Below are 19,518 nucleotides of genomic sequence, written 5' to 3'. Positions count from 1 at the left end.
GGATCAAATTGTTGCTTTCAGACCTTCCAGGTGCGTGGGCATTAACTCGCTCACAGTGGGATGAATTTGCCCCCCTTCGCTAAAGCTGTGGAAGACTACTCCCAAAACTATTCAAGGCCCTCCAATAATGTTGGTAACAGTTCACTAACTGTAGGGTGGATCTGCACTGAATCCCGCAGAACCTTGTAGGAAGATCCGGCGTACATCAGGTTGGTAATACCCTGGATGATTTCGTCCCCTCCGGTGCCAAGGATGCTGGCACCGAGTATCTTTTCGGAATCAGCGTCCACCACCACGCGCATCAGCCCGCGGGTTTCGCCTTTTTCCCTGGCACGTGCCACCTTACTCATCGGCCGGGTACTTGTTAATATCTTCTTCCCTTTTTCTTTGGCTTCGGCCAGGGTCATTCCCACCCTGCCGAGAGGCGGGTCAACAAAAAGTCCATAGGTTGTGATCCGGTCTGATAGGGTGCGGCTGCCGTCCCCGAAAAGCTGGTTGTCCACGATCTGGAAATCATTGTAGGAGGTATGGGTAAATGCCCCTTGCCCATTGCAGTCGCCCATGGCAAAAATACCTTTTACATTAGTTTCTAAGGTTTCTGACACCTTGATAAACCCTTTTTTGTCGGTCTCCACGCCCGTTTTTTCCAAGTCTAACAGATCTGCATTGGGGTCCCGGCCTATGGCCAGCAGAACATGGGTGCCGACAACAGTAGGTTCACCGGAATCACAATCCACTGTAACCTCCACTTTGCCATTATCGAGTCTCCTGGCGGCCATACAATTAGCCTTTAATCGGAAATCGACACCATCCGCCTCAAGGGCTTCCTGAATAGCCTGGGAAACATCTTCATCTTCTTTGCTGATGATACGGTTTCCCCGTTCCACGATGGTCACTTTACTACCAAAACGTGCAAACATCTGTCCGAATTCCAGCCCGATGTAGCCACCTCCGACTACTACCAGGTGCTCGGGGAGCTCGGTCAATTCCAGTATGCTTTTATTAGTCAGCGGCCCGGCACTCCTGTATTCCTCCGGGATGCGCGGACGTCCTCCCACATTAATAAAAATACGTTCGGCCGTAAGAGTCTTTCCGTTCACAAATACTTCCTTATTACCTGTAAACCGCGCTTCCCCGTGAAAGGCAGTGATCTTATCGTTTTTTTTAATGCTGTCTGCAATACCGTCTACTGATCCCTTGATAAGGGCATCTTTTCGTTTCTTAATATTGTGGAGGTTGGCTGAAGCCCCCTCGGGAATATAAATGCCCAGTGCATCCCCGTGACGGGCCTCCCAAATACGCCTGGCGGAGGCAACATAGGCCTTGGTAGGGGTGCAGCCAGTATTTAAACAAGTCCCGCCATAATGCTCTTTTTCAATAAAAGCAACGGTCTGACCTTTGGATGATAACTTAAATGCAAGCGGGGTACCGGCTTGTCCTGATCCTATAATAATATTTTCGAAGTTTTCCATGTCGTGCTGTTTTGGGAGGAGGCTTTTAAAGATACGGAATGTATCATGGCGATTGGATGGTATTAATGAGAATGCTGATCTTATCAAGGCTGCAGGCTAATGCTAATGAAACTCAGTGATATGATCTGGTCTGGAGTTCTACCACTCTCTGGTAATTACTAAAAATGAATACCTTTAATACTGTACTCCCCCCGGTTAAAATTTATGTGATGAAAAAACTAATTCTGTTGTTATTTATAGTAACAGTCGCCTGTAAGCAGGATGGGAAAAAGAAACAGCTACTGGCACAAGAACGGCTGGCGGAGCTTGAGATAAAACTGGACTCAATTTTTGAACAAGTGGTCAAGCCCGGCGACCCGGGGGCAGCCCTGATGGTTGCCTACGAAGGCGAAATACTCATCGGTAAGGGCTATGGTCTCAAAAACCTGAAGACTAAGGACCCGATCACAGTGAACACCAATATGCGTATGGGCTCGGTCAGTAAGCAGTTTACCGCCCTGGCGGTACTGGCCCTGGTGGATCAGGGAAAACTTTCCCTGTCAGATACGGTGTATAACATCTATCCCTATGATGTTTTCAGGAATGTGACCATTGAGCAATTGTTACATCATACTTCAGGCCTGGCGGACGCCGAGGAAGCATTCTTTACCGAATGGGACAGTACCAGGATCGCGCAGAATAAAGATGTGGTCGACTTTTATGAGAAGAACCCACCCTCGCAATCGGATCCCGGGACCCAATGGCAATACAATAACGGGACCTACGAATTGCTGGCAGCCATCGTTGAGGAGGTAAGCGGGCAGGACTTTGCGGATTTCTCCCGGGAGCATGTATTTAAAAAAGCGGGAATGAATCGCACTCATTTCTTTAACCTTGCGAAACCCACAGAGATAAAGAAGCGTGCTTATTGCTATGAAAAAGACAGCCTTGGGCAATGGCAGGAGGTAGACGGTCACTACCTGAACGGTTTGCTGGGGGCAGGAGGGATGTATACAAGCATCAGTGATTATTTTTCCTACACCCAGGCCCTGAGGAGTAAATCGATCGTCTCCCCGGAAACCCATGAATACATTTTTACAACCACTGATATTCCCATCCCTGTAGGAGAGGGAGAAGCATTAGCCTTCCTTGAAGGAAAGAAATCATTTTATGCCAAAGGCTGGGAGGTCAGTGAGGATCTGGCCACCCACGGCGGCGGTTGGTTTGGCACCAATACTTTCGTCATCCACCACCTGCAGCGTCCTTTGGACATCGCAATTTTTATGAATAACGATCGCCTGTTCAGCAGCAGCCTGATCGAGGATACCTACCAAGCGGTAATGACGTATTTGCAAGAGCAGAATGATCGTGAACACAATTAGGATTAAAATCCAATACAGGCTTAAACTTTATTTTTGTCATTGCTGAATATTGCAACATACTATGCATATTGTTCTTTTAATCCACTTCCTGGCAACCTCATTCATGACCGGGGTGATCTGGTTCTGCCAGGTGGTCCATTACCCGCTTTTCAGACATATACCCCAGGACGCATTTTGTAACTATGAACAAAAAAATATGGTTACGGGCTATGTGGTGGTGCCGGCCATGGTGATAGAACTGGGCAGTTGTTTGTGGTTATTATGGCACGATTTCTCTGTATTGTATATTCTTAACACCGCTTTATTAGGTGTCATCTGGATAAGCACCGCTGTTTACCAGGGCCCCCTGCACATTGGGTAAGAACTGCGGCCTGGACCCTCAGGTCATTTCTGGTCATGTATATATTGTATTTGACCATCAAATAACTACCTCTATTCCCCCTATGGTTCTGACCTTTTTCTGGCTTTGTTATAACTGTCAACAAGAATAATATGAGCATTCCTGGTGAACTACCCCTCTATAAGGTGGGGCTGATGCTCGCGCACGAGTCAAGACTCTACATTAAGAACTCACCTCACAAGGCGTCAATAGTTATCTTTGCAAAAACATATATCATGAAAAAGCCATCAGCATACCCACGTTCGTTCTCTCATATTGGATTAACCGTACCGGATATACAGAAAGCAGTAGATTTCTATACCGGGATCATGGGGTGGTACGTGATCATGGAACCCTCGACCGTGGAAGAAGAATCGGAAACTGCGATAGGAAAAATGTGCATCGATGTATTCGGAGAAGGCTGGGAGTCTTTCCAGATTGCCCACCTGGCTACTTCTGATGGGATAGGAATAGAGCTTTTTTCCTTTAAAGAAAGCCTGGGGAAGAAAGAGGCCCCGGATTTTCAACCCTTCAATACCGGCCTGTTCCATTTTTGTGTACAAGACCCGGACATTGAAGGATTGGTGGAAAAGATCAAAGCCGCCGGGGGGAAGCAGCGGATGCCGATCAGGGAATATTACCCGGACGAAAAGCCATTCCGAATGTGTTACGTGGAAGACCCGTTTGGTATTGTGTTCGAGGTGTATTCGCACAGTTACGAACTGACCTATTCTTCGGGAGCTTATACCGGTTAAGTAGCAGGCTCACTAACCAGTCCATAGTTTTATTTCAGTGCACTCGGCACTTTAAAAGCGATATTGTAACATACGTTACAAACCATCTTTAAATGAATTCCTAGCTTCGTGGCTTATGCAGGGTACCAAATACATAGCGATAATCTTCCTGCTGGCCCTAACTGCCAATTTCGCAGCGATGCAGTTTAAAGCCATTGTTCCCCTGGTTAGTAATGGAGCCGTGCAGGTTGAAAACCCATTTTGTAAAAAAAGATTCAGTACCGACTCCGCAGGAGATGGTAGGGACGAAGTCTCCGAAACTGCCACTTCCACTGTAGCTGCGATACAGCTGACAATACCCTGTACGGCGCCCTGGCAAATGCCCGAGGCACCGGTACTGTCTGTTACCCCATCCCCGGGGAACCGCCAGATTACCTCTTTTTTCCAGGCTCGTTATGCTTTTTTCAACGAGGTCAATTCTCCACCGCCCCGGTTAATCTAAATCTTTTCTGAAGTTTGCGCATCATGGCGTTTATGCCGCCTGCGCACGTTTTTCAATTATTACGGACTTAATCTTCTTAAAGATGCAAGCACACATTAAAGCAAGTCGGCTGTCAGTCCACCTGTTCCGGGCAATGCTGAGTGGCATTTTTCTTGTGGCAGGAGGTAATCACCTGTTACAACCAGGGAAAACTGCGGCGCGGATCGAACAAGTCAATTTTAAAGGGATCGCCTATTTTTTCGGTGAACCACCAACCCTGGTTTTTATATCTGGTGTAGTAATGTTGTCAGCGGCCGGACTGTTCTTACTGAACATAAAACCCCGCTATATGGCTGCTGTACTAATAGCAGTACTGATCCCGATTACCTTGACTGTCCAGGTGGGACAGATCACCACCCTGGGACCATTATTTAAAAACATCGCTATTCTCGGGGGGCTTTTATTTTTCCTCCTGAATGATACAAAAAACACTATTAACTCTTAAATCTGAATATCATGAAAACCTTATATATAAGTCTTATACTAGCTCTTACTACTTTGTTATCAAGCCCTGTAAAGGCACAGGATAATACTGTTCATAATTATGTGGTACTGACCAAGAAAATACCGCAGTTAAAACCGATTTTACTTACCGCCCAGGCATTGCGTGAAGAGGAGGGAACCCGTTTCGGAGATTTCCAGGTGATCGTGTGTGGTCAGCATATCGGAGATCTTACTGATAAAGAGCAGATGACACCTTTTTTGCAGGAAGCAGAAGCACAAGGTGTGACCATTGTTGCCTGTGGATTCTCCCTGAAAAAGTTCAAGGTAGATGCAGGCAGCCTGCCACGGGAGGTGAAAGTAGTAGATAACGGGATTCTTCATAACTTCCAATTACAGAACAAGGGTTATAAAAGCCTGTCCCTTTAATTGGATTAAATCTGAAATGATATGAGTAATAAAGCAAAAGATTGGATCTTTTACGGACTGTTGGCACTGGTAGCCCTGGGGTTATATGCTAGCGGCAAGCATACCGAGGTGATCGGTTTTGCACAGCGGGGGTTATTGGCAACAGGGGTGTTGAACCCTTCGGTGGAAACCCGTAAGAATGAAGGAAAAGAAGAACTGGCAGCATATACCAAAGCAGATGGAAATCTCTTATTGCGGGATACCTCCGGAAAACTGCTTGCCCTGGAAGAGCTGCAGGGTAAAACAGTGTTTTTAAATCTCTGGGCGACCTGGTGTCCCCCCTGTATCGCGGAAATGCCGAGCATTGCCGGTCTGTACGAGGAAATGGGAGATGAGGTCGTTTTTATCCTGCTCTCCCAGGACCGGAACTTCCGGACAGCCATCGATTTCATGGATCGCAAGGGCTACGAGATGCCCATTTACGAACTGGCAGCACCTCTGCCGGAGCAGTACCAGACCGGTAGTATCCCCTCTACCTTTGTCATTGATAAGCACGGCAACCTGGTCATGCAGCACAGAGGCATGGCAGATTATAATACCGAGGATTTTAAGAATTTTTTGAAGTCCCTGGAATAATATTCTCCTATTTATCAGAGTAATGATAGCCCCCTTTCGGACATGATTAAAGGGGGTAATCCTTTTTATAATACGGTCTCGAAACCAGACCTCGCCTGAGCATAATCCACTGGCTGTTTTACTTTTAAAACGATTTTTTTCTATATTTAAATAACTGTAGTTCCCCGGATTGTTAACTTAAGCAGAACTGCTATGAGACAGCTTAATTCCCGAACTACCTTTGTACTAATTATATTCTCCCTTTTCCTTTTGCTCGCTGGATGCAATGACAGCAGCAAATCTTTGCCGGAATCAGAAAATGATATCAGTAAGCTGGCCGATACTTACCTGCAATCCTATTTTGAACACTACCCGGAACGTGCCACTATCGAAGGTCACACGGATACCAATCATACAGACCTTTCGGATAATAGCTCGCAGGGCATAGCCCGGTTTGAAAAAATACAGGATTCGATCTGGGAACTTTTGCTGCAGATGGATACTACCGCTATTACCGATTACCCGCTATATGTGAAACTCAAGGACGAACTGGAGGCGGGCCGCAGCACGCGGATATGTAATACCCACTTGTGGAATATGAACACCCAGAATGCCTTTTTTCACACCATTTTTACGAAGTTGGGACAACGGCAGCCCGTGGGGGATGAAGCAAGTCGACAGGCGACCCTGGTGCGTTGGAAGAAGATACCGCAATACATCCGCAACGATATGGCTAATAACCGTCTTGGGTTGGAATTGGGATATGCCCAACACCGGGAAGCCATTGAAGGAGTCCTGGAACAATTAGATTTCCTGATCACCGGTCCTATTGAGAAGAATAATTTTTACCTCCCTGCACTACGGGATACATCCCGGGTATTCCAGGAAGAGATCAGCAGGATAATAATAGAGAAAATCAGGCCGGAACTGGAGAATTACCGGCAGTTCCTGAAGAATGACTACCTCCCTAATGCCCGGAAATCTATCGGCATTACAGCTATCCCGGAAGGGGCAGCCTGCTACAAGGCGTATATCCAAAGCATACTGGGTTCTGATATCACGGCTGATTCACTGCACAAAAAAGGTTTGCAACTGGTGGCGGAACGACATAAAAAATTAATTGAGCTCGGAGAGAAGGTCTACGGGGTAAAGAGCCTGAGGGAACTGCAGCTGACCTATCAGTCTGATCCCCAAATATATTTTAACAGCAGGGAAGAAATCATTAAACATGCCCGTGAAAAAATGGAGCAAGCTGAAAAGATCCTGCCCCAGATTTTAACCTATCTTCCAAAATCTAAAGTAGAGGTTGAACCTTTACCTGAAGTAGAAGAATTTGCCGGGGGGCCACATTACCAGGAAGCTTCAATCGATGGTTCTCAGCCCGCCATTTTTTATATGTCGACCACTCCGCCGGGAAAGATATCCAAGGGATACACAGAGCAGAATACCTTTCACGAGGCCTATCCTGGGCACCATGTTGAAGCAAGTTATGGCCGGGAACTTAGCAAGCATCCATTTTCCCAGTTTTATGTACGGAGCGGTTATGCTGAAGCCTGGGCTATTTACGCAGAAAGGTTGTCAAAAGAACTTGGCTTGTATTCCTCTGAAAAAACGGAACTGGAATCTCTTTTCTTTCCTCAGTTGACCGCCCTGGTCTTTGAAACAGGTATTCATTCCAAAGGGTGGACCCGGGAGGAAGCGGTGGATTACATTCTCTCCGTAGACGTTGCTTTTGATCGCCCGGTCGCTGAGTACCTCGTAGATCGAAGTGCTGCTATTCCCGTGAACCTGATGACCTATGGATTTGGGTGGATGCAAATCAGTAAGCTGAAGACCATGGTCCAGGACTGCCTGCAGGATAAGTTTGACTTGAAAAAATTTCACAGTATCTACTTGGACCAGGGCACCATGCCCTGGAGTTACCTGGAACAACAAGTGACGGACTGGTGCAATGTGGAAAAGAATGTTGAACAAACCGAGATAGTCAGAAAACATACTCAACAATAACTTGATCCAGATGAAAAGATCCATCTTTATCCCCGTATTTGCGTGCTTTTTACTTATCCATTGTAAAGAGGCGGGGGACAAGCCCCTGCTTGAAATTCCAGAAAATAAAGTGGGACTGGTCGGCTACGGTTCCCTGATGAAACAGGAGAGCATGGAACATTCGCTTGGGCATGCTTATGCGGACAGTTCTTACAGGTTGCACCTGCAGGGTTACCAGCGTGACTGGAATTACCTTCATTCCTTTGAGCATCCTGAATTCCTGGAGAATAACCCGGAAGCCCGTGATTACCATCATTATTACATTAACCAAGGCGATACCCTGCCACTCATCAAAACTCTTGGCCTGAACCTGTCCAAATCTCCTGGGGCAATAATGAATGCAGTGCTCTTTTTTCTGACACCACAGGAACTGGAAAAGATAGATCGCAGGGAAACAGGTTACGAGCGCATCGAGGTACAGGACAGTATAGCGGAATTCCGTTTTTCGGCAGGTAAAGTATATGCCTATATGGCCCGCCCTGAATTCACCTATACCGGGAAGGGTGATGAACCAGTGGTAATAGCGGGGTATGCCAACATGGTAGAAGAGGCGGTCGAAAGCTTGGGAGAAGAATTCCAAAAGGAATACAAACAGTCAACCCGTCCCATACCGGCCGAAGTGGAGGTGGTGGATTCTATTTTCAGGGTAAAGAAGGAGGATTAGTGATATCTCTTATATCCCACAATAATCTCGAGAGATAAGAATAATAGATCACGATTCAGATATTCTTATAATTGTAAGGGCATGATGGCAGGTGCCGAGTTAGAATAAGCGAATTTTTAAGTCGAATTCTCATAGCGATCGGGAACCTCAAACCTCGAATTTACCTGCCCACCCTTGCCTGTCGTACGGGTTATAGGCAGGCCTCGAACCTCAAACTTCAAACCTCGAACCTCAAACCTCCAACTAACCACTTTTCTCCCGCCAAATAGAATATATCCTCCCCAGCTTCGTTTTTATGTTTATGATTTGTAATGTTTTGTGGGCTGCAGGACTCCTCCTATGGAGTTTTCATATACAGGCCCAATCCTTTTCGGAACAGGAAATAGCTCAACTGGCACAGGAGGTGACCCGCACCCTTGCCGGGCGTACCAATAGCGAGACGGGGGTGGCCCTGACCCGCTGTGTTTCTGAGGGCCGGACAGTGATCTACCAGTACAGGGTACCCGATAACTGGACGATGCCCGGGAACCTGAAGGCAGCTATCATCCGCCAGTTTAAGAAGGAGTCCATCGGCCAGTTTTACCACCGGAACCAGATCAATTCAGCTTTCACCTATACCGACTCCGAAGGGACATTACGAGGGCAGGTCGAGGTCCCCTGGCGGGATTTTTCGTCCGATCCGGTGGTGCCAAATAAACTGGGAACCTATGTTGACTTTGAGGGTCACGAAAAAGCAATGGGCGTTAACATAAAACTGAAACAACCCCTGGGCTGGACCTATGAAGAAGGTGTAAGGCCCCATATTCCCGGTAAATTTATTGGCAAGGGCGCAAGCTATAATCTTATCATTCGGGACACCGGCCAGTTCTTTAGCCGGAATGATTCCAGGGCATTATTCGAGGACCAGGAGTGGCGAAATGTTATAGCGGAAGAATGGATTGAGGATGAAGGAGGGGAGCTGCTAAAGGCAGAGGTTGTGGAAATTGACCGGTACCCGGCACTGCAGATCACTTATACCGGCAGCCGTAAGAACCTGGATACCTCTTTTAATTACAAGGCGATCTGCTGGGGGATCTATTTTGAGGACAGGCTTATATTATTACAGGGCATCGCCAGCAGTACATCGTACAGAACCAACCTCCCCGTTTTTAAAGCTATAACCCGATCCGTGGTCTTCCCTGACCAATACAAATAACAATTTTTTGTCAGCCTATGAATAGCCGCCAATTTCTCGTAATGATATGCCTGATGCTCCTGAGTGTCAGCTGTTATATATTTTTTATACGTGGAATAGTAGTACCTGAAGAGGAAGATTTTTCGGAGGTGATTTCAACAGCCAGCGTAACAGAAGAAGAGCAAACGGAAATTGACATGTACCTGGATAAATTTTACCGGGACTGCAACAATGCAGGACTATTCCCTGTAAGACCTCCCAAGATCGTGATCGCTTTTGCCAATTTTGACAATTACAAGGGAACCACGCATATGCATGGATTTTCCCTTGGGTTCCAGCAAGATGATTTTATCGAGATCTATATCAACCGTACCAGCTGGGCTAAATTCAATAAACAACAACGCTATTACCTGATGTACCACGAACTTGCCCATGACGTACTCAACCTGGATGATCTGGAAGAAGACCCACAGTATTATAAACACCTGATGTACCCGGTGATCTCAGCATACGACCAGCTATCCATGGACGATTTCATTGAAAATTCAAGAGCCTCCTTCGAGGAGCTGGCAGCAGAACAGACTTTTTACCAGTAAATAATTGAACCAAAAACCAGTACTTATGTTCAAAAATCCATTTTCATTTAAAGGCCGTATCCGCAGATCGGAATTCGGAATTTCTTACATCATTTTTATGTTCGTCTACTATCTCCTGATTATGCTGATGGCATTCAGCGGAGATGCCGGGGGGATATTGTTTTTCCTATTTATCGTGCCAGCTATCTGGTTCATGTGGGCCCAGGCTGCTAAAAGATGTCACGATCTTGGCAACAGTGGCTGGTTTCAACTGATCCCGTTTTACGGTTTCTGGCTGCTGTTTGCAGACGGGCAGCGACATGAAAACGAATATGGTGAAGATCCGAAGGCGATCAAATTTGCACAGCCGGCCACAGTAATAGCCCAGGAACAAGGTCCCATACAAAGGACACAGGTAGAAGGTTTCAGCAGGAATCCAACAGAAGAGGCTCCAAATAGTGACCATTCCAGGTTCTTACCACCTACCAACCAATCCTCAGGTTATCCGGGAGGATACAAGGAAGGAGATCTCAAGTAAAACCTCAGTATTTGCTTTTATTACAGGATAGCGGGAAAAGAAAAATCCCCCGTAGCTCTGACAGGAGCGTAGGGGGATTAAGATAACCCCCGTCAGACCCATGTTACTTCGGGGGGTTAGTCAGGTCACCCACATTTGGACCGTCCGGGTGACTATATTATGCGCTTGCGACTTCGTGCGCCGTGTAAGCCGGGTAATCGGTATAACCCTTTTCACCGGGAGTATAAAAGGTTTCCGGATCCGGGTCGTTCAGCGGGAGGTTGTACGAGAACCGGTAAGGCAAGTCGGGATTTGCTATAAAGGATCGACCAAAGGAAATCAGATCGGCCTCTTCGCGGATCAAGGCCTCTTCTCCGCTGCGTCTTCCGTAACCACCGTTCATGATCAGGTTGCCGCTGTAATTTTTTCGTATCTGTTTAAAAATATCTTCGTTGACATCAGGAGAACCGAGAGCAGCATTGTTCACAAGGTGGATATATGCCAGGTCGTATTGTTCGAGTTCATCAACCAGGTAGAGAAACTGCTTTTCCATTCCATCAAAGACCTCAGTGCCATTAAATGTACTGTAAGGAGACAGCCGGATCCCTACCTTTTGCGCCCCGATAGCTTTTACGATCTGCCCGGTGATCTCCCGGGTAAAGCGGGTACGGTTTTCGATAGATCCTCCATAGGCATCATGTCTTTTATTCGTGGCCGTGTTCAGGAACTGGTCGGCCAGGTAACCATTGGCCGAATGAATTTCTACGCCGTCAAATCCCGCTTTAATAGCATTTATTGCCGATTGCAGGAACTCGTCCTGGGCCTGGGAGATATCGGCCAGGGTCATTTCCTTGGGCTCAGGGTAGGCCAGGGGCCCTTTGGTGTCTGTATACATCTGCCCATCGAGCCGAACGGCAGAGGGCGCCAGCACTTGTGCGCCTTTTTCCATATTCTCCGGGTGGGAAACCCGCCCGGTATGCATCAGCTGCATAAATATCTTTCCGTCCCTGTCGTGAACGGCATTAGTAATCATTTTCCAGCCTTCAATTTGCTCTGCAGTAAAGATTCCCGGGATGCGGGCGTATCCCATACCGTTGGGTGAAGGAGCCGTTCCCTCGGTAATGATGAGCCCGGCAGAGGCCCGCTCTGCATAATACTCCACCATCAGTTGGTTGGGCACGTTGTCCAGTGCCCTGGCCCGGGTAAGTGGTGCCATGACCATGCTGTTTTTTAAGAGTAAACCTCTCAGGTTAAAGGGTTGTAATAGTTTCATATATATACTTTTTATTAGGAGGCAGCGCTATTGCCGTTTATTTTGTTTAATGTATTTACAACAAAGTTAAACAAGATAATTCTCATAACCTTGGGAGTTAACAATACTTTAGGGACCGGGACTGGTAGTTCGAAGTTCGAAGTTCGAAGTTTGAGGTTTGAAGGCAGCTAGGGCTAGGTTGGATGCTTTTGTACCAGAAAATAATTTGTCCCCCTTGTCACCTCTGTCCCCATTTGTCACTCTGTACCTCATAAATAGCAAGAACCGGGTTGTTGGAATCAGGCGGAATACTGAATTTTGCCATAAGTAAAGAAATATGCGAGTAGAGAATTCGACCTTATCAGATCTAGAAGAGATATTCCGTCTTTATGCTGCTGCCTCAAGGTATCAGCGGGAAAAGAAAACCGTAGTGGTATGGCCGGATTTTGAGCGCGAATTGGTGCTCAAGGAGATTGCGGAACAGCGCCAGTGGAAACTAGTTATCGATGGAGAGATCGCGTGTGTCTGGGCCACCACATTCTCAGATGAACAGATCTGGGAAGATCGCAATGCAGACCCGGCGGTATACATACATCGTATTGCCACCAACCCGGAATTCCGGGGGAATAATTTTGTGCAAAAAATTGTTATGTGGGCTAAAGAATACGGGAGGGAACATGGCAAGCGCTATGTCCGACTTGATACCCTGGGAGACAACACCAGGTTGATACGGCACTACCAGGAATGTGGTTTTATTTTCCTGGGAATGTTCAATATGAAGGATACTTCCGGTCTTCCTGATCATTATCACGGCGAGAGGGTAGCATTGTTTGAAATAGATCTGGAATAGATTAGCGGCCAGGACCAACTATTATTTCGGAAATTCAGGAAGAATATCAAAAAAAATCCCGAACCGCATGGCCCGGGATTTCTGATAATCCAGTTTAGCTAATTAACTCGGATTATTGTACGGTAATTTCAGTGACAATTACATTTGCGTTATCCACTGCAAATCCGAATACTTCCGGAATATCTGCTCCCGGGAAGTTGTATTCATCCGGGTTTTCACCTTCTATGTGTAACATAGCGAACAGTTTCTGTCCTGAAGTGATGTTCACAGATTCGTCCAGTTCAATTTCTACGTCCGTATTGACTCCGGCTGTAACTTTCGCTTTCCCGATAATACCGGGCAGGGTGATATTCCCCATACCATCCTCGTTGTGGATAACGATCCATCCATCAACAGCGGCTACTACTTCGTCTATCACTACAGTACCTTCAGTAACGGCCTGGTCGGCAGCAGTAACAGAAGCTGCACTGATCACAACAGCGGAGGTTACTACGTTACCTTCAGCATCAAGGATCGGGGTGTCCATCCCATTATTGCCGTCAAATTCATATACGGCCTCGGCACCTGTATCGGTATGCAACATAACCCAAAGGGTCTCTCCATCGGTGAAGCTGTAATCCGCATCCAGTTGTACTTCAACATCGGTTGCAGTACCTGCTTCTACGTAAGTAGGTTCAGATACGATTTCAGGAACTACAGGTCCGCCATTCCCATTGTCTTTATGAATTACGATCCATCCGTCCTGGTTAAAGGAAGCAGAGCTCACGACAACAGTATTCTGGGAGATGACCTGGTCAGCTGCTTCAAAGGAAGCAACGGCCTCCACGGTAAGGGCAGTTATGGAAGAGGTAACGATATTACCTTCGGCATCCTCGATAGGGAGATCTAAGCCATTCTCACCGTCAAATTCGTATTCTGCACTGGCACCGGTGTCAGCATGCAGCATGATCCACAGCTTGTCATTTTCTTTAATGTTAGCCGAGTTATTCAGGGTAACTTCCACGTCATTATGGGTTCCGGCTTCAAGGAATACCGGTTCTGAGATGATCTCAGGAACCACTGGTCCGTCTTCACCATTATCGGCATGTACCACTACCCAGCTATTCTGGTCAACAGTCACAGAGCTGACGATCAGGGTATTGTCTTCAATATCCTGGTCTTCCGCGGTAAATGAACCACTGGCTTCTGCATCTACATTTACGATAAATGAAGCAGTCAGTAATTGGTTGTCGTCATTCATGTAAGGCATATCAAGCCCACTCTGACCATCGTACTCAAAGGTACCCAGGGTGCCGTCATCCTTATATAGAACTACCCATAGCTTTTGTTCGTCCTCTATAGTGACGTCGTCTTTTAAGGTTACTTCGATATCCGTGGCGATGGCTTCGGAAACAAGTAATGGCTCGTTCAGATTGGTGGATTGGTCAGGAGCATCGCTTCCGTTATCAGGGTGGATTACGATCCATCCGTCTTCCGGGAATGTTGCCTGGGCAATAGTTAATTTGTTATCTGCAGACAGGGTTTGATCGGAGACGGTAAAGGATGCAAAATCCTCTACCCGTGTATCGGTATTATCATCGTTCTCAGAACAAGATTGGAATGCCAGTCCCATGACTACGCATCCGGCCAAAGCCAGTGATCTAAATGATTGTAGGTGTTTCATTTTTAAATATTTATGTTATTAATAAGAAAGGGTATTAAAAGGGAAGGGGGCACGGAGTACTTTTAGGTGTACGATGAACTACCCGGTTGGAGTTGTGAAAATGGAACCGACGGGTATTCATAAACCGGTCCGGAGAGGCTCCGGCACCTATAATTCAGATCTATTTGAATGAACACTGTGCGGGGTCATTCAAACAAAGTGTATATAAAAAGGCACTGCGTGCCTGGTCTTCCCTTTAATACTATGATCAGTATGCTACGAAAAGGCAGGGTCTGTCTATGTCAAAAACCTTCATTTGCCCTGCCTTTTATTCATCGTAGGCACTATAAACTAATATAATCTTTCTGGACACAAAATTAGGAAGCAGGCGACGGGGCGGTTTGTGGTTTCGCTAGAGAAATTGACGTAAAAAAGGGGAATTTTCCTTCAAACAATGTAAGTATCTGAATTTCAGTTGATTCATTGATTTTCTATTGTTGCATTTTTGGGGACATAGTTACAAAGTAACAGAGGTGACAGAGGTTACACAGGTGACAGAGATATTATGCAAACTGCAAACCGCAAACGGCAAACCTCAAACTGCGAACTTTAAACTGCGGTAATCAGGCTCCGAACCTTTTTGTTGACAAATTCATAATTATAAAGTGACAGAGGGGACAGAGGTTACACAGGTGACGGAGATATTTTGCAAACCTCAAACCTCAAACCTCAAACCTCAAACCTCAAACCTCAAACCTCAAACCTCAAACCTCAAACCTCAAACATCAAACCGCCCACTGCCCACTGACCACTGCCAACTGAACTCTGGGGATCTCACAATCCCTCCCCGGTTTCAAGTTATAAGTCCACACGGTAAAAATCCTGCACCCTACCAGGTTACATTTTTCAGATACCACATATTTTCTGGACCTTTATGCTTTTCAAAGACCACTCATGAAAAAGATCAGCTTTACCAATCCCCATCGCAAAAAACACTTTGAATTTTTCAATGGGATGAATCATCCACATTTCAGTATTACTACAAACGTGGAGGTCACCGATATTTTACCGCATTTTAAAAATTCAGGCATACCGGTGCATAGCGGGCTGGTTTTCCTGATATCCAGGGCAGCCAATGAAGTAACCGAATTCCGGCAAAGGATCCGGGGAGAAGAAGTAGTGGAACACAAATATGTTCACCCTTCTTTCACGGTACCTACCACCGGGACTGATGTCTTCAGTTTTTGCACGGTTACCTATCACCCGGAAGCAGGAATTTTTCTCAAAGAGGCTGCCGCCCGGATAGATGAGATGAAAACCGATCCTGTGATGGAAGACGAGCCGGGACGAGATGATTACCTCTTCCTTTCGGCTATCCCATGGATCCGTTTTACGGCTATCCAGCATGCGATGCACTACCATCCACATGACAGCGTACCACGTATAAGCTGGGGGAAGATCTTTGATGAAGGCGATAAAAAGATGATGCCGTTATCCGTGCAAGTCCACCATGCTCTGATGGATGCCAGGCATGTAGGAGCCTTTTATGAAAATTTTGAAAAGCTGGGCGCTCAGGTAGGAGAGATTTTTAGGTGACTTGGGTGATAAAGGGGACATTGGTGAAAGGGTGCGGTCTTACAGTTGTATAGCCCAACCTGTACTACCCATCTGTAAATTGCGAACCGCAAACTGTAAACTGCAAACTGCGAACAGTGAACTGCCATAGGCAAACTCCGAACTTTTTAGTTATATAGTTACATAGGTACACAGGTACATAGTTACATAGGTACAGAGTGACAAAGGGTGACAAAAGGGACACAAGTGACAAAGTTTTTTACTCAAGAGCATCCCAACCTGTACCAGCTGTCTTCAAACCTCGAATCTCGAATTTACCTACCGAAGGTAGGCTTCAAACCTCGAACTTCAAACCTCAAACCTCGAATTTACCTACCGAAGGTAGGCCTCAAATCTCGAACTTCAAACCTCAAACCTCAAACTATAACGCCTCCTGTTTCCCGTACTCTTTCTTGTAGATCCGGACGATTACCAGGAAGAGGCTGATCAGGAGCGGACCAAAGATCAGCCCGATAAATCCGAAAAGGGGTACCCCGACCAGCACCCCGATCAGGGTAATGAGGGGGTGCACATTATCTAAGCGGCGCAGCACATAAAGCCTGATAAAATTATCTGTAGATCCTACGATGACCAGGCCGTAGATCAGTATACCAAAAGCCGCAAAATCATCACCTGCAGACAAGGTGAGAATGAAGGCGGGGATGGTACCTAGCAATGCCCCAACGAATGGGATCATAGAACCAATAGCAACCATCCCGGCCCAGAAAAAAGGACTCTCAATTTTAAAGATGAGAAAACCGATCAGTGCCACGATTCCCTGGGCAATGGCCACGAGTGGAATTCCCAGGGCATTGGCTCTTACCATTTCTTTGACATCTTTCCCTATCATTTGGAGATTTTCTTGTCCTATCGGGATATACTCGAATAAGGATTCCCGGAGTTTACTGCGGTTGGTGAGCATATAGTACAACAGGAAATACATGATCACCAACGAGATCAGGATCTCAAAGGTGCTGTTGGCAACACTCTGTAAATTGGTCGATACCCAACCGCTGAAAGCCTCACTGTCTAATTGGGCAGTAAGATCATAATTGATCTTATCTTCCACGTATTTTAATTGATCCCTCAGCGCATTCACAAACTTTTCTGAATTCTGAACAGCCTTGCTCACCTTGTTACCCAGCATCATCAGGATTCCCCCAACGGGGATCAGGATACAGATAAAGGATGCCAGCATCAACAGGCCCGAAGCAAGGTCCGGGTGCCAGCCTTTCTTCACCAGCCTGGCCATGGGTTTCCGCAACAGAACGTAGATGGTTATAGCTCCTAATACCCCGGACAGGTAGGGCATCATATTCTTCATAATCAGTAACCCAATGAAAACGATCAGGGCAAGAATGAATAGCTGGCGGATAATTTTAGGATCAATGGTTTTCATAGTTATAAAGGTCTGTATTATACAGGGATAAGTTGAACACTATTGTAAAAGAAGTTGATGCGTTATTAAATAAATCTGGCAGAATGTTTAGCCAGTTGAAGTAGTAGGGACGGGAATGAATCTGAAAAGGTATCAATTCTTAATCCGGGGTTGCCTAACCCCGCCCCGGTCATAAATTAAGGTGTTTTACTGCAGAAAGCTTGCAGGGGGGAACCATTATGCAGTGATACGGTGATACGGTGAAACGGTGAAACGGTGAACGGGGATGCAGGGATGCGGGTATGTGGGTATTCGTGTTATGCAGTCACACCGTCACTCCGCTTGCCCGAATACCTCGAAGAGGTGGGCGGGTCACGCCGTCAAACGGTTCTGCAGATTAAACGATGCTACGAACCGCAAACCGCGAATTTACCTGCCCGCCCGCCTTAATGACGTATTCGGGTAGGTACAGGTCGGACGGGCTGTAGGCAGGCCACGAACTGTACACTACGGCACCAGGTTGCGAACCTTTTAGATTCACAGTTACATAGTGAAATGGGAGACAGGGGCGACCTATAAATTATGCAAACTACCGACTGCCCTCCGCTTACTGCGAACTGGAAATTGCCTACTGTCAACTGACCCCCGGGGTTGCTTAACCCCGCCCCGGTTACAAGTTAACGGTATACCCCGCATAAAACCTGCAGTCCGCGTTTATTTTTGAGTAATGAGCATGTCCAATTTGTGTATATTATTCTTTCTACCGGGCGTGGATGTTTCAGACAGAGTCAAGTCAACTCACCTTCCCGAGAATTCCAAAAAAAACATACCTTTAGATTAGAACTATGGATTACCCGATCATCTTACATTACAACCCCGATGAAACTCCCGAACAGGGGACTCAGCGGCTTGGGCTTTTGTTGCTGGATCACGCCGAGCATTTCCTGCAACATGCAGAAAGCCTCGATATTGGTTTACACGAGACGCGCAAAGACTTTAAGAAGTTAAGGGCACTACTCCGGCTGGTGCGGTCCGGGATGAATGAAGAAACGTATAAAAATGCCAACCGCGCACTGCGGGATGCTGCCAGGCTGTTGTCCGATGCACGGGACAGTGCTGTTTTGGTTGAGTCGATCAGCCTGCTTGGGGAAAGGCATCCTGATATTTTCCATGATGAAGGTTTCCAGGAAATAAAACAACAATTACAGAAACGACACCAGCAGCAACTCAAAATCCTCAGAACTCACAGGACTACTGACCAGGTGCTGATGGTTATTAAGGCGTTGAAGGATACGGTACACCGGTGGACCCTTGACAAGGAAGACTTCAGTGCTTTTTCTGCCGGAATTCTTAAAGCCTATGGCAGGGGAATAACCAACAGAGGGATAGCACGGGAGGATACTACTGCAGATCATTTGCACGAATGGCGCAAGCGGGTAAAAGACCTGTATTACCAATTAGGGTACCTGCAAATGATATGGCCACCGGTAATGCTGGCCTGGGAGACCGCCCTGGGGGAGCTGGCCGATTTGCTGGGCCTGGATCACGACCTTGCCGTATTGCAGCAGACCCTTAAATCCGAGGAAAGTACAGCTACCAACCTGGCAGGGCACCGGCTGTTAGCCGGACTCGTTCACGAAGAACGCAGCCAGCTTCAATCTAATGCATGGTCGCTTGGGCGCAGGCTTTATGCAGAGGATCCGGAATCTTTCGTCTCGCGGCTGAATTCTTACTGGGAAGCCATGAAAGATCCGGGATCCGAGATCCGATCTTCAGTACCGGGGCAATCAGCGGGTAATCCCGGGTAAAAAGGTTTCACGGCACTTTTTCAGATTATTTCCGAGCAGTGGATGAA

The 19,518-nt window shown here is 46.7% G+C and carries 19 protein-coding genes; 15 read left to right on the top strand and 4 right to left on the bottom strand.

Annotated features, from left to right (window positions below; translation table 11 throughout):
* Positions 1-107: 107 nt before the first annotated feature.
* Positions 108-1,472, bottom strand: a complete 1,365-nt coding sequence (locus tag CLV82_RS02440) for a mercuric reductase (RefSeq protein ID WP_133642705.1) — start codon at positions 1,470-1,472, stop codon at positions 108-110.
* Positions 1,473-1,681: 209 nt separating this feature from the next.
* On the opposite strand from CLV82_RS02440, the gene CLV82_RS02435 reads away from it, so the two are divergent.
* The 12 genes from CLV82_RS02435 to CLV82_RS02380 all read left to right on the top strand — a co-directional run bounded on the left by CLV82_RS02435 (position 1,682) and on the right by CLV82_RS02380 (position 10,948).
* On the top strand, positions 1,682-2,833 hold the full coding sequence (locus CLV82_RS02435; RefSeq protein WP_166636658.1) for a serine hydrolase domain-containing protein: 1,152 nt from the start codon (positions 1,682-1,684) through the stop codon (positions 2,831-2,833).
* A gap of 61 nt (positions 2,834-2,894) precedes the next feature.
* Positions 2,895-3,194, top strand: coding sequence for a hypothetical protein (locus tag CLV82_RS02430; RefSeq protein WP_133642703.1), 300 nt, complete (start codon positions 2,895-2,897; stop codon positions 3,192-3,194).
* Positions 3,195-3,448: 254 nt separating this feature from the next.
* Complete coding sequence (locus CLV82_RS02425; protein WP_133642702.1) at positions 3,449-3,967, top strand: lactoylglutathione lyase family protein; 519 nt, start codon at positions 3,449-3,451, stop codon at positions 3,965-3,967.
* Positions 3,968-4,082: 115 nt separating this feature from the next.
* Complete coding sequence (locus CLV82_RS02420; protein WP_133642701.1) at positions 4,083-4,448, top strand: hypothetical protein; 366 nt, start codon at positions 4,083-4,085, stop codon at positions 4,446-4,448.
* An 82-nt stretch (positions 4,449-4,530) separates the two neighbouring features.
* Positions 4,531-4,932, top strand: coding sequence for a DoxX family membrane protein (locus CLV82_RS02415; protein WP_243744122.1), 402 nt, complete (start codon positions 4,531-4,533; stop codon positions 4,930-4,932).
* Positions 4,933-4,943: 11 nt separating this feature from the next.
* Positions 4,944-5,357 carry a DsrE family protein gene (locus tag CLV82_RS02410; RefSeq protein WP_133642700.1) on the top strand — a complete coding sequence of 138 codons (414 nt, stop codon included), beginning with the start codon at positions 4,944-4,946 and terminating at the stop codon, positions 5,355-5,357.
* A 21-nt stretch (positions 5,358-5,378) separates the two neighbouring features.
* Positions 5,379-5,972 carry a TlpA family protein disulfide reductase gene (locus tag CLV82_RS02405; protein WP_133642699.1) on the top strand — a complete coding sequence of 198 codons (594 nt, stop codon included), beginning with the start codon at positions 5,379-5,381 and terminating at the stop codon, positions 5,970-5,972.
* A gap of 192 nt (positions 5,973-6,164) precedes the next feature.
* Positions 6,165-7,958 (top strand): DUF885 domain-containing protein, encoded by a 1,794-nt coding sequence (locus tag CLV82_RS02400; RefSeq protein WP_133642698.1) that lies wholly within the window; start codon positions 6,165-6,167, stop codon positions 7,956-7,958.
* Positions 7,959-7,968: 10 nt separating this feature from the next.
* Positions 7,969-8,661 carry a gamma-glutamylcyclotransferase gene (locus CLV82_RS02395; RefSeq protein WP_133642697.1) on the top strand — a complete coding sequence of 231 codons (693 nt, stop codon included), beginning with the start codon at positions 7,969-7,971 and terminating at the stop codon, positions 8,659-8,661.
* A gap of 301 nt (positions 8,662-8,962) precedes the next feature.
* Positions 8,963-9,856 (top strand): hypothetical protein, encoded by an 894-nt coding sequence (locus CLV82_RS02390; protein WP_166636657.1) that lies wholly within the window; start codon positions 8,963-8,965, stop codon positions 9,854-9,856.
* 17 nt (positions 9,857-9,873) lie between these two features.
* Positions 9,874-10,431, top strand: coding sequence for a hypothetical protein (locus CLV82_RS02385; RefSeq protein ID WP_133642695.1), 558 nt, complete (start codon positions 9,874-9,876; stop codon positions 10,429-10,431).
* A 25-nt stretch (positions 10,432-10,456) separates the two neighbouring features.
* Positions 10,457-10,948, top strand: a complete 492-nt coding sequence (locus CLV82_RS02380) for a DUF805 domain-containing protein (RefSeq protein WP_133642694.1) — start codon at positions 10,457-10,459, stop codon at positions 10,946-10,948.
* A gap of 157 nt (positions 10,949-11,105) precedes the next feature.
* Here CLV82_RS02380 and CLV82_RS02375 read toward each other — a convergent pair whose 3' ends face one another.
* Entirely contained in the window at positions 11,106-12,200 is a 1,095-nt protein-coding gene (locus tag CLV82_RS02375; RefSeq protein ID WP_133642693.1) for an alkene reductase, read from the bottom strand.
* 316 nt (positions 12,201-12,516) lie between these two features.
* On the opposite strand from CLV82_RS02375, the gene CLV82_RS02370 reads away from it, so the two are divergent.
* Complete coding sequence (locus CLV82_RS02370) at positions 12,517-13,029, top strand: GNAT family N-acetyltransferase (protein WP_133642692.1); 513 nt, start codon at positions 12,517-12,519, stop codon at positions 13,027-13,029.
* Positions 13,030-13,141: 112 nt separating this feature from the next.
* On the opposite strand, the gene CLV82_RS02365 is transcribed toward CLV82_RS02370, so the two are convergent.
* Complete coding sequence (locus CLV82_RS02365; protein WP_133642691.1) at positions 13,142-14,692, bottom strand: DUF7282 domain-containing protein; 1,551 nt, start codon at positions 14,690-14,692, stop codon at positions 13,142-13,144.
* 933 nt (positions 14,693-15,625) lie between these two features.
* Here CLV82_RS02365 and CLV82_RS02360 point away from each other — a divergent pair.
* A complete protein-coding gene (locus tag CLV82_RS02360) occupies positions 15,626-16,267 on the top strand; it encodes a chloramphenicol acetyltransferase (protein ID WP_133642690.1) in 642 nt (213 codons plus the stop codon).
* A gap of 400 nt (positions 16,268-16,667) precedes the next feature.
* On the opposite strand, the gene CLV82_RS02355 is transcribed toward CLV82_RS02360, so the two are convergent.
* A complete protein-coding gene (locus CLV82_RS02355) occupies positions 16,668-17,684 on the bottom strand; it encodes an AI-2E family transporter (protein ID WP_133642689.1) in 1,017 nt (338 codons plus the stop codon).
* Between the two features lie 824 nt (positions 17,685-18,508).
* On the opposite strand from CLV82_RS02355, the gene CLV82_RS02350 reads away from it, so the two are divergent.
* Positions 18,509-19,471: a CHAD domain-containing protein gene (locus CLV82_RS02350; RefSeq protein WP_133642688.1), complete on the top strand. Its 963-nt coding sequence runs from the start codon at positions 18,509-18,511 to the stop codon at positions 19,469-19,471.
* Positions 19,472-19,518 lie beyond the last annotated feature (47 nt).

The sequence above is a fragment of the Zeaxanthinibacter enoshimensis genome (assembly GCF_004362865.1).
GTDB lineage: Bacteria > Bacteroidota > Bacteroidia > Flavobacteriales > Flavobacteriaceae > Zeaxanthinibacter > Zeaxanthinibacter enoshimensis.
This window is presented reverse-complemented; position numbering and strand designations above follow the sequence as displayed.

What these genes read in the sequence shown, in the direction of transcription:
- CLV82_RS02440 (WP_133642705.1), bottom strand. Translation starts at nt 1,472, where the DNA reads ATGGAAAACTTCGAAAATATTATTATAGGATCAGGACAAGCCGGTACC.
- CLV82_RS02435 (WP_166636658.1), top strand. Translation starts at nt 1,682, where the DNA reads ATGAAAAAACTAATTCTGTTGTTATTTATAGTAACAGTCGCCTGTAAG.
- CLV82_RS02430 (WP_133642703.1), top strand. Translation starts at nt 2,895, where the DNA reads ATGCATATTGTTCTTTTAATCCACTTCCTGGCAACCTCATTCATGACC.
- CLV82_RS02425 (WP_133642702.1), top strand. Translation starts at nt 3,449, where the DNA reads ATGAAAAAGCCATCAGCATACCCACGTTCGTTCTCTCATATTGGATTA.
- CLV82_RS02420 (WP_133642701.1), top strand. Translation starts at nt 4,083, where the DNA reads ATGCAGGGTACCAAATACATAGCGATAATCTTCCTGCTGGCCCTAACT.
- CLV82_RS02415 (WP_243744122.1), top strand. Translation starts at nt 4,531, where the DNA reads ATGCAAGCACACATTAAAGCAAGTCGGCTGTCAGTCCACCTGTTCCGG.
- CLV82_RS02410 (WP_133642700.1), top strand. Translation starts at nt 4,944, where the DNA reads ATGAAAACCTTATATATAAGTCTTATACTAGCTCTTACTACTTTGTTA.
- CLV82_RS02405 (WP_133642699.1), top strand. Translation starts at nt 5,379, where the DNA reads ATGAGTAATAAAGCAAAAGATTGGATCTTTTACGGACTGTTGGCACTG.
- CLV82_RS02400 (WP_133642698.1), top strand. Translation starts at nt 6,165, where the DNA reads ATGAGACAGCTTAATTCCCGAACTACCTTTGTACTAATTATATTCTCC.
- CLV82_RS02395 (WP_133642697.1), top strand. Translation starts at nt 7,969, where the DNA reads ATGAAAAGATCCATCTTTATCCCCGTATTTGCGTGCTTTTTACTTATC.
- CLV82_RS02390 (WP_166636657.1), top strand. Translation starts at nt 8,963, where the DNA reads ATGATTTGTAATGTTTTGTGGGCTGCAGGACTCCTCCTATGGAGTTTT.
- CLV82_RS02385 (WP_133642695.1), top strand. Translation starts at nt 9,874, where the DNA reads ATGAATAGCCGCCAATTTCTCGTAATGATATGCCTGATGCTCCTGAGT.
- CLV82_RS02380 (WP_133642694.1), top strand. Translation starts at nt 10,457, where the DNA reads ATGTTCAAAAATCCATTTTCATTTAAAGGCCGTATCCGCAGATCGGAA.
- CLV82_RS02375 (WP_133642693.1), bottom strand. Translation starts at nt 12,200, where the DNA reads ATGAAACTATTACAACCCTTTAACCTGAGAGGTTTACTCTTAAAAAAC.
- CLV82_RS02370 (WP_133642692.1), top strand. Translation starts at nt 12,517, where the DNA reads ATGCGAGTAGAGAATTCGACCTTATCAGATCTAGAAGAGATATTCCGT.
- CLV82_RS02365 (WP_133642691.1), bottom strand. Translation starts at nt 14,692, where the DNA reads ATGAAACACCTACAATCATTTAGATCACTGGCTTTGGCCGGATGCGTA.
- CLV82_RS02360 (WP_133642690.1), top strand. Translation starts at nt 15,626, where the DNA reads ATGAAAAAGATCAGCTTTACCAATCCCCATCGCAAAAAACACTTTGAA.
- CLV82_RS02355 (WP_133642689.1), bottom strand. Translation starts at nt 17,684, where the DNA reads ATGAAAACCATTGATCCTAAAATTATCCGCCAGCTATTCATTCTTGCC.
- CLV82_RS02350 (WP_133642688.1), top strand. Translation starts at nt 18,509, where the DNA reads ATGGATTACCCGATCATCTTACATTACAACCCCGATGAAACTCCCGAA.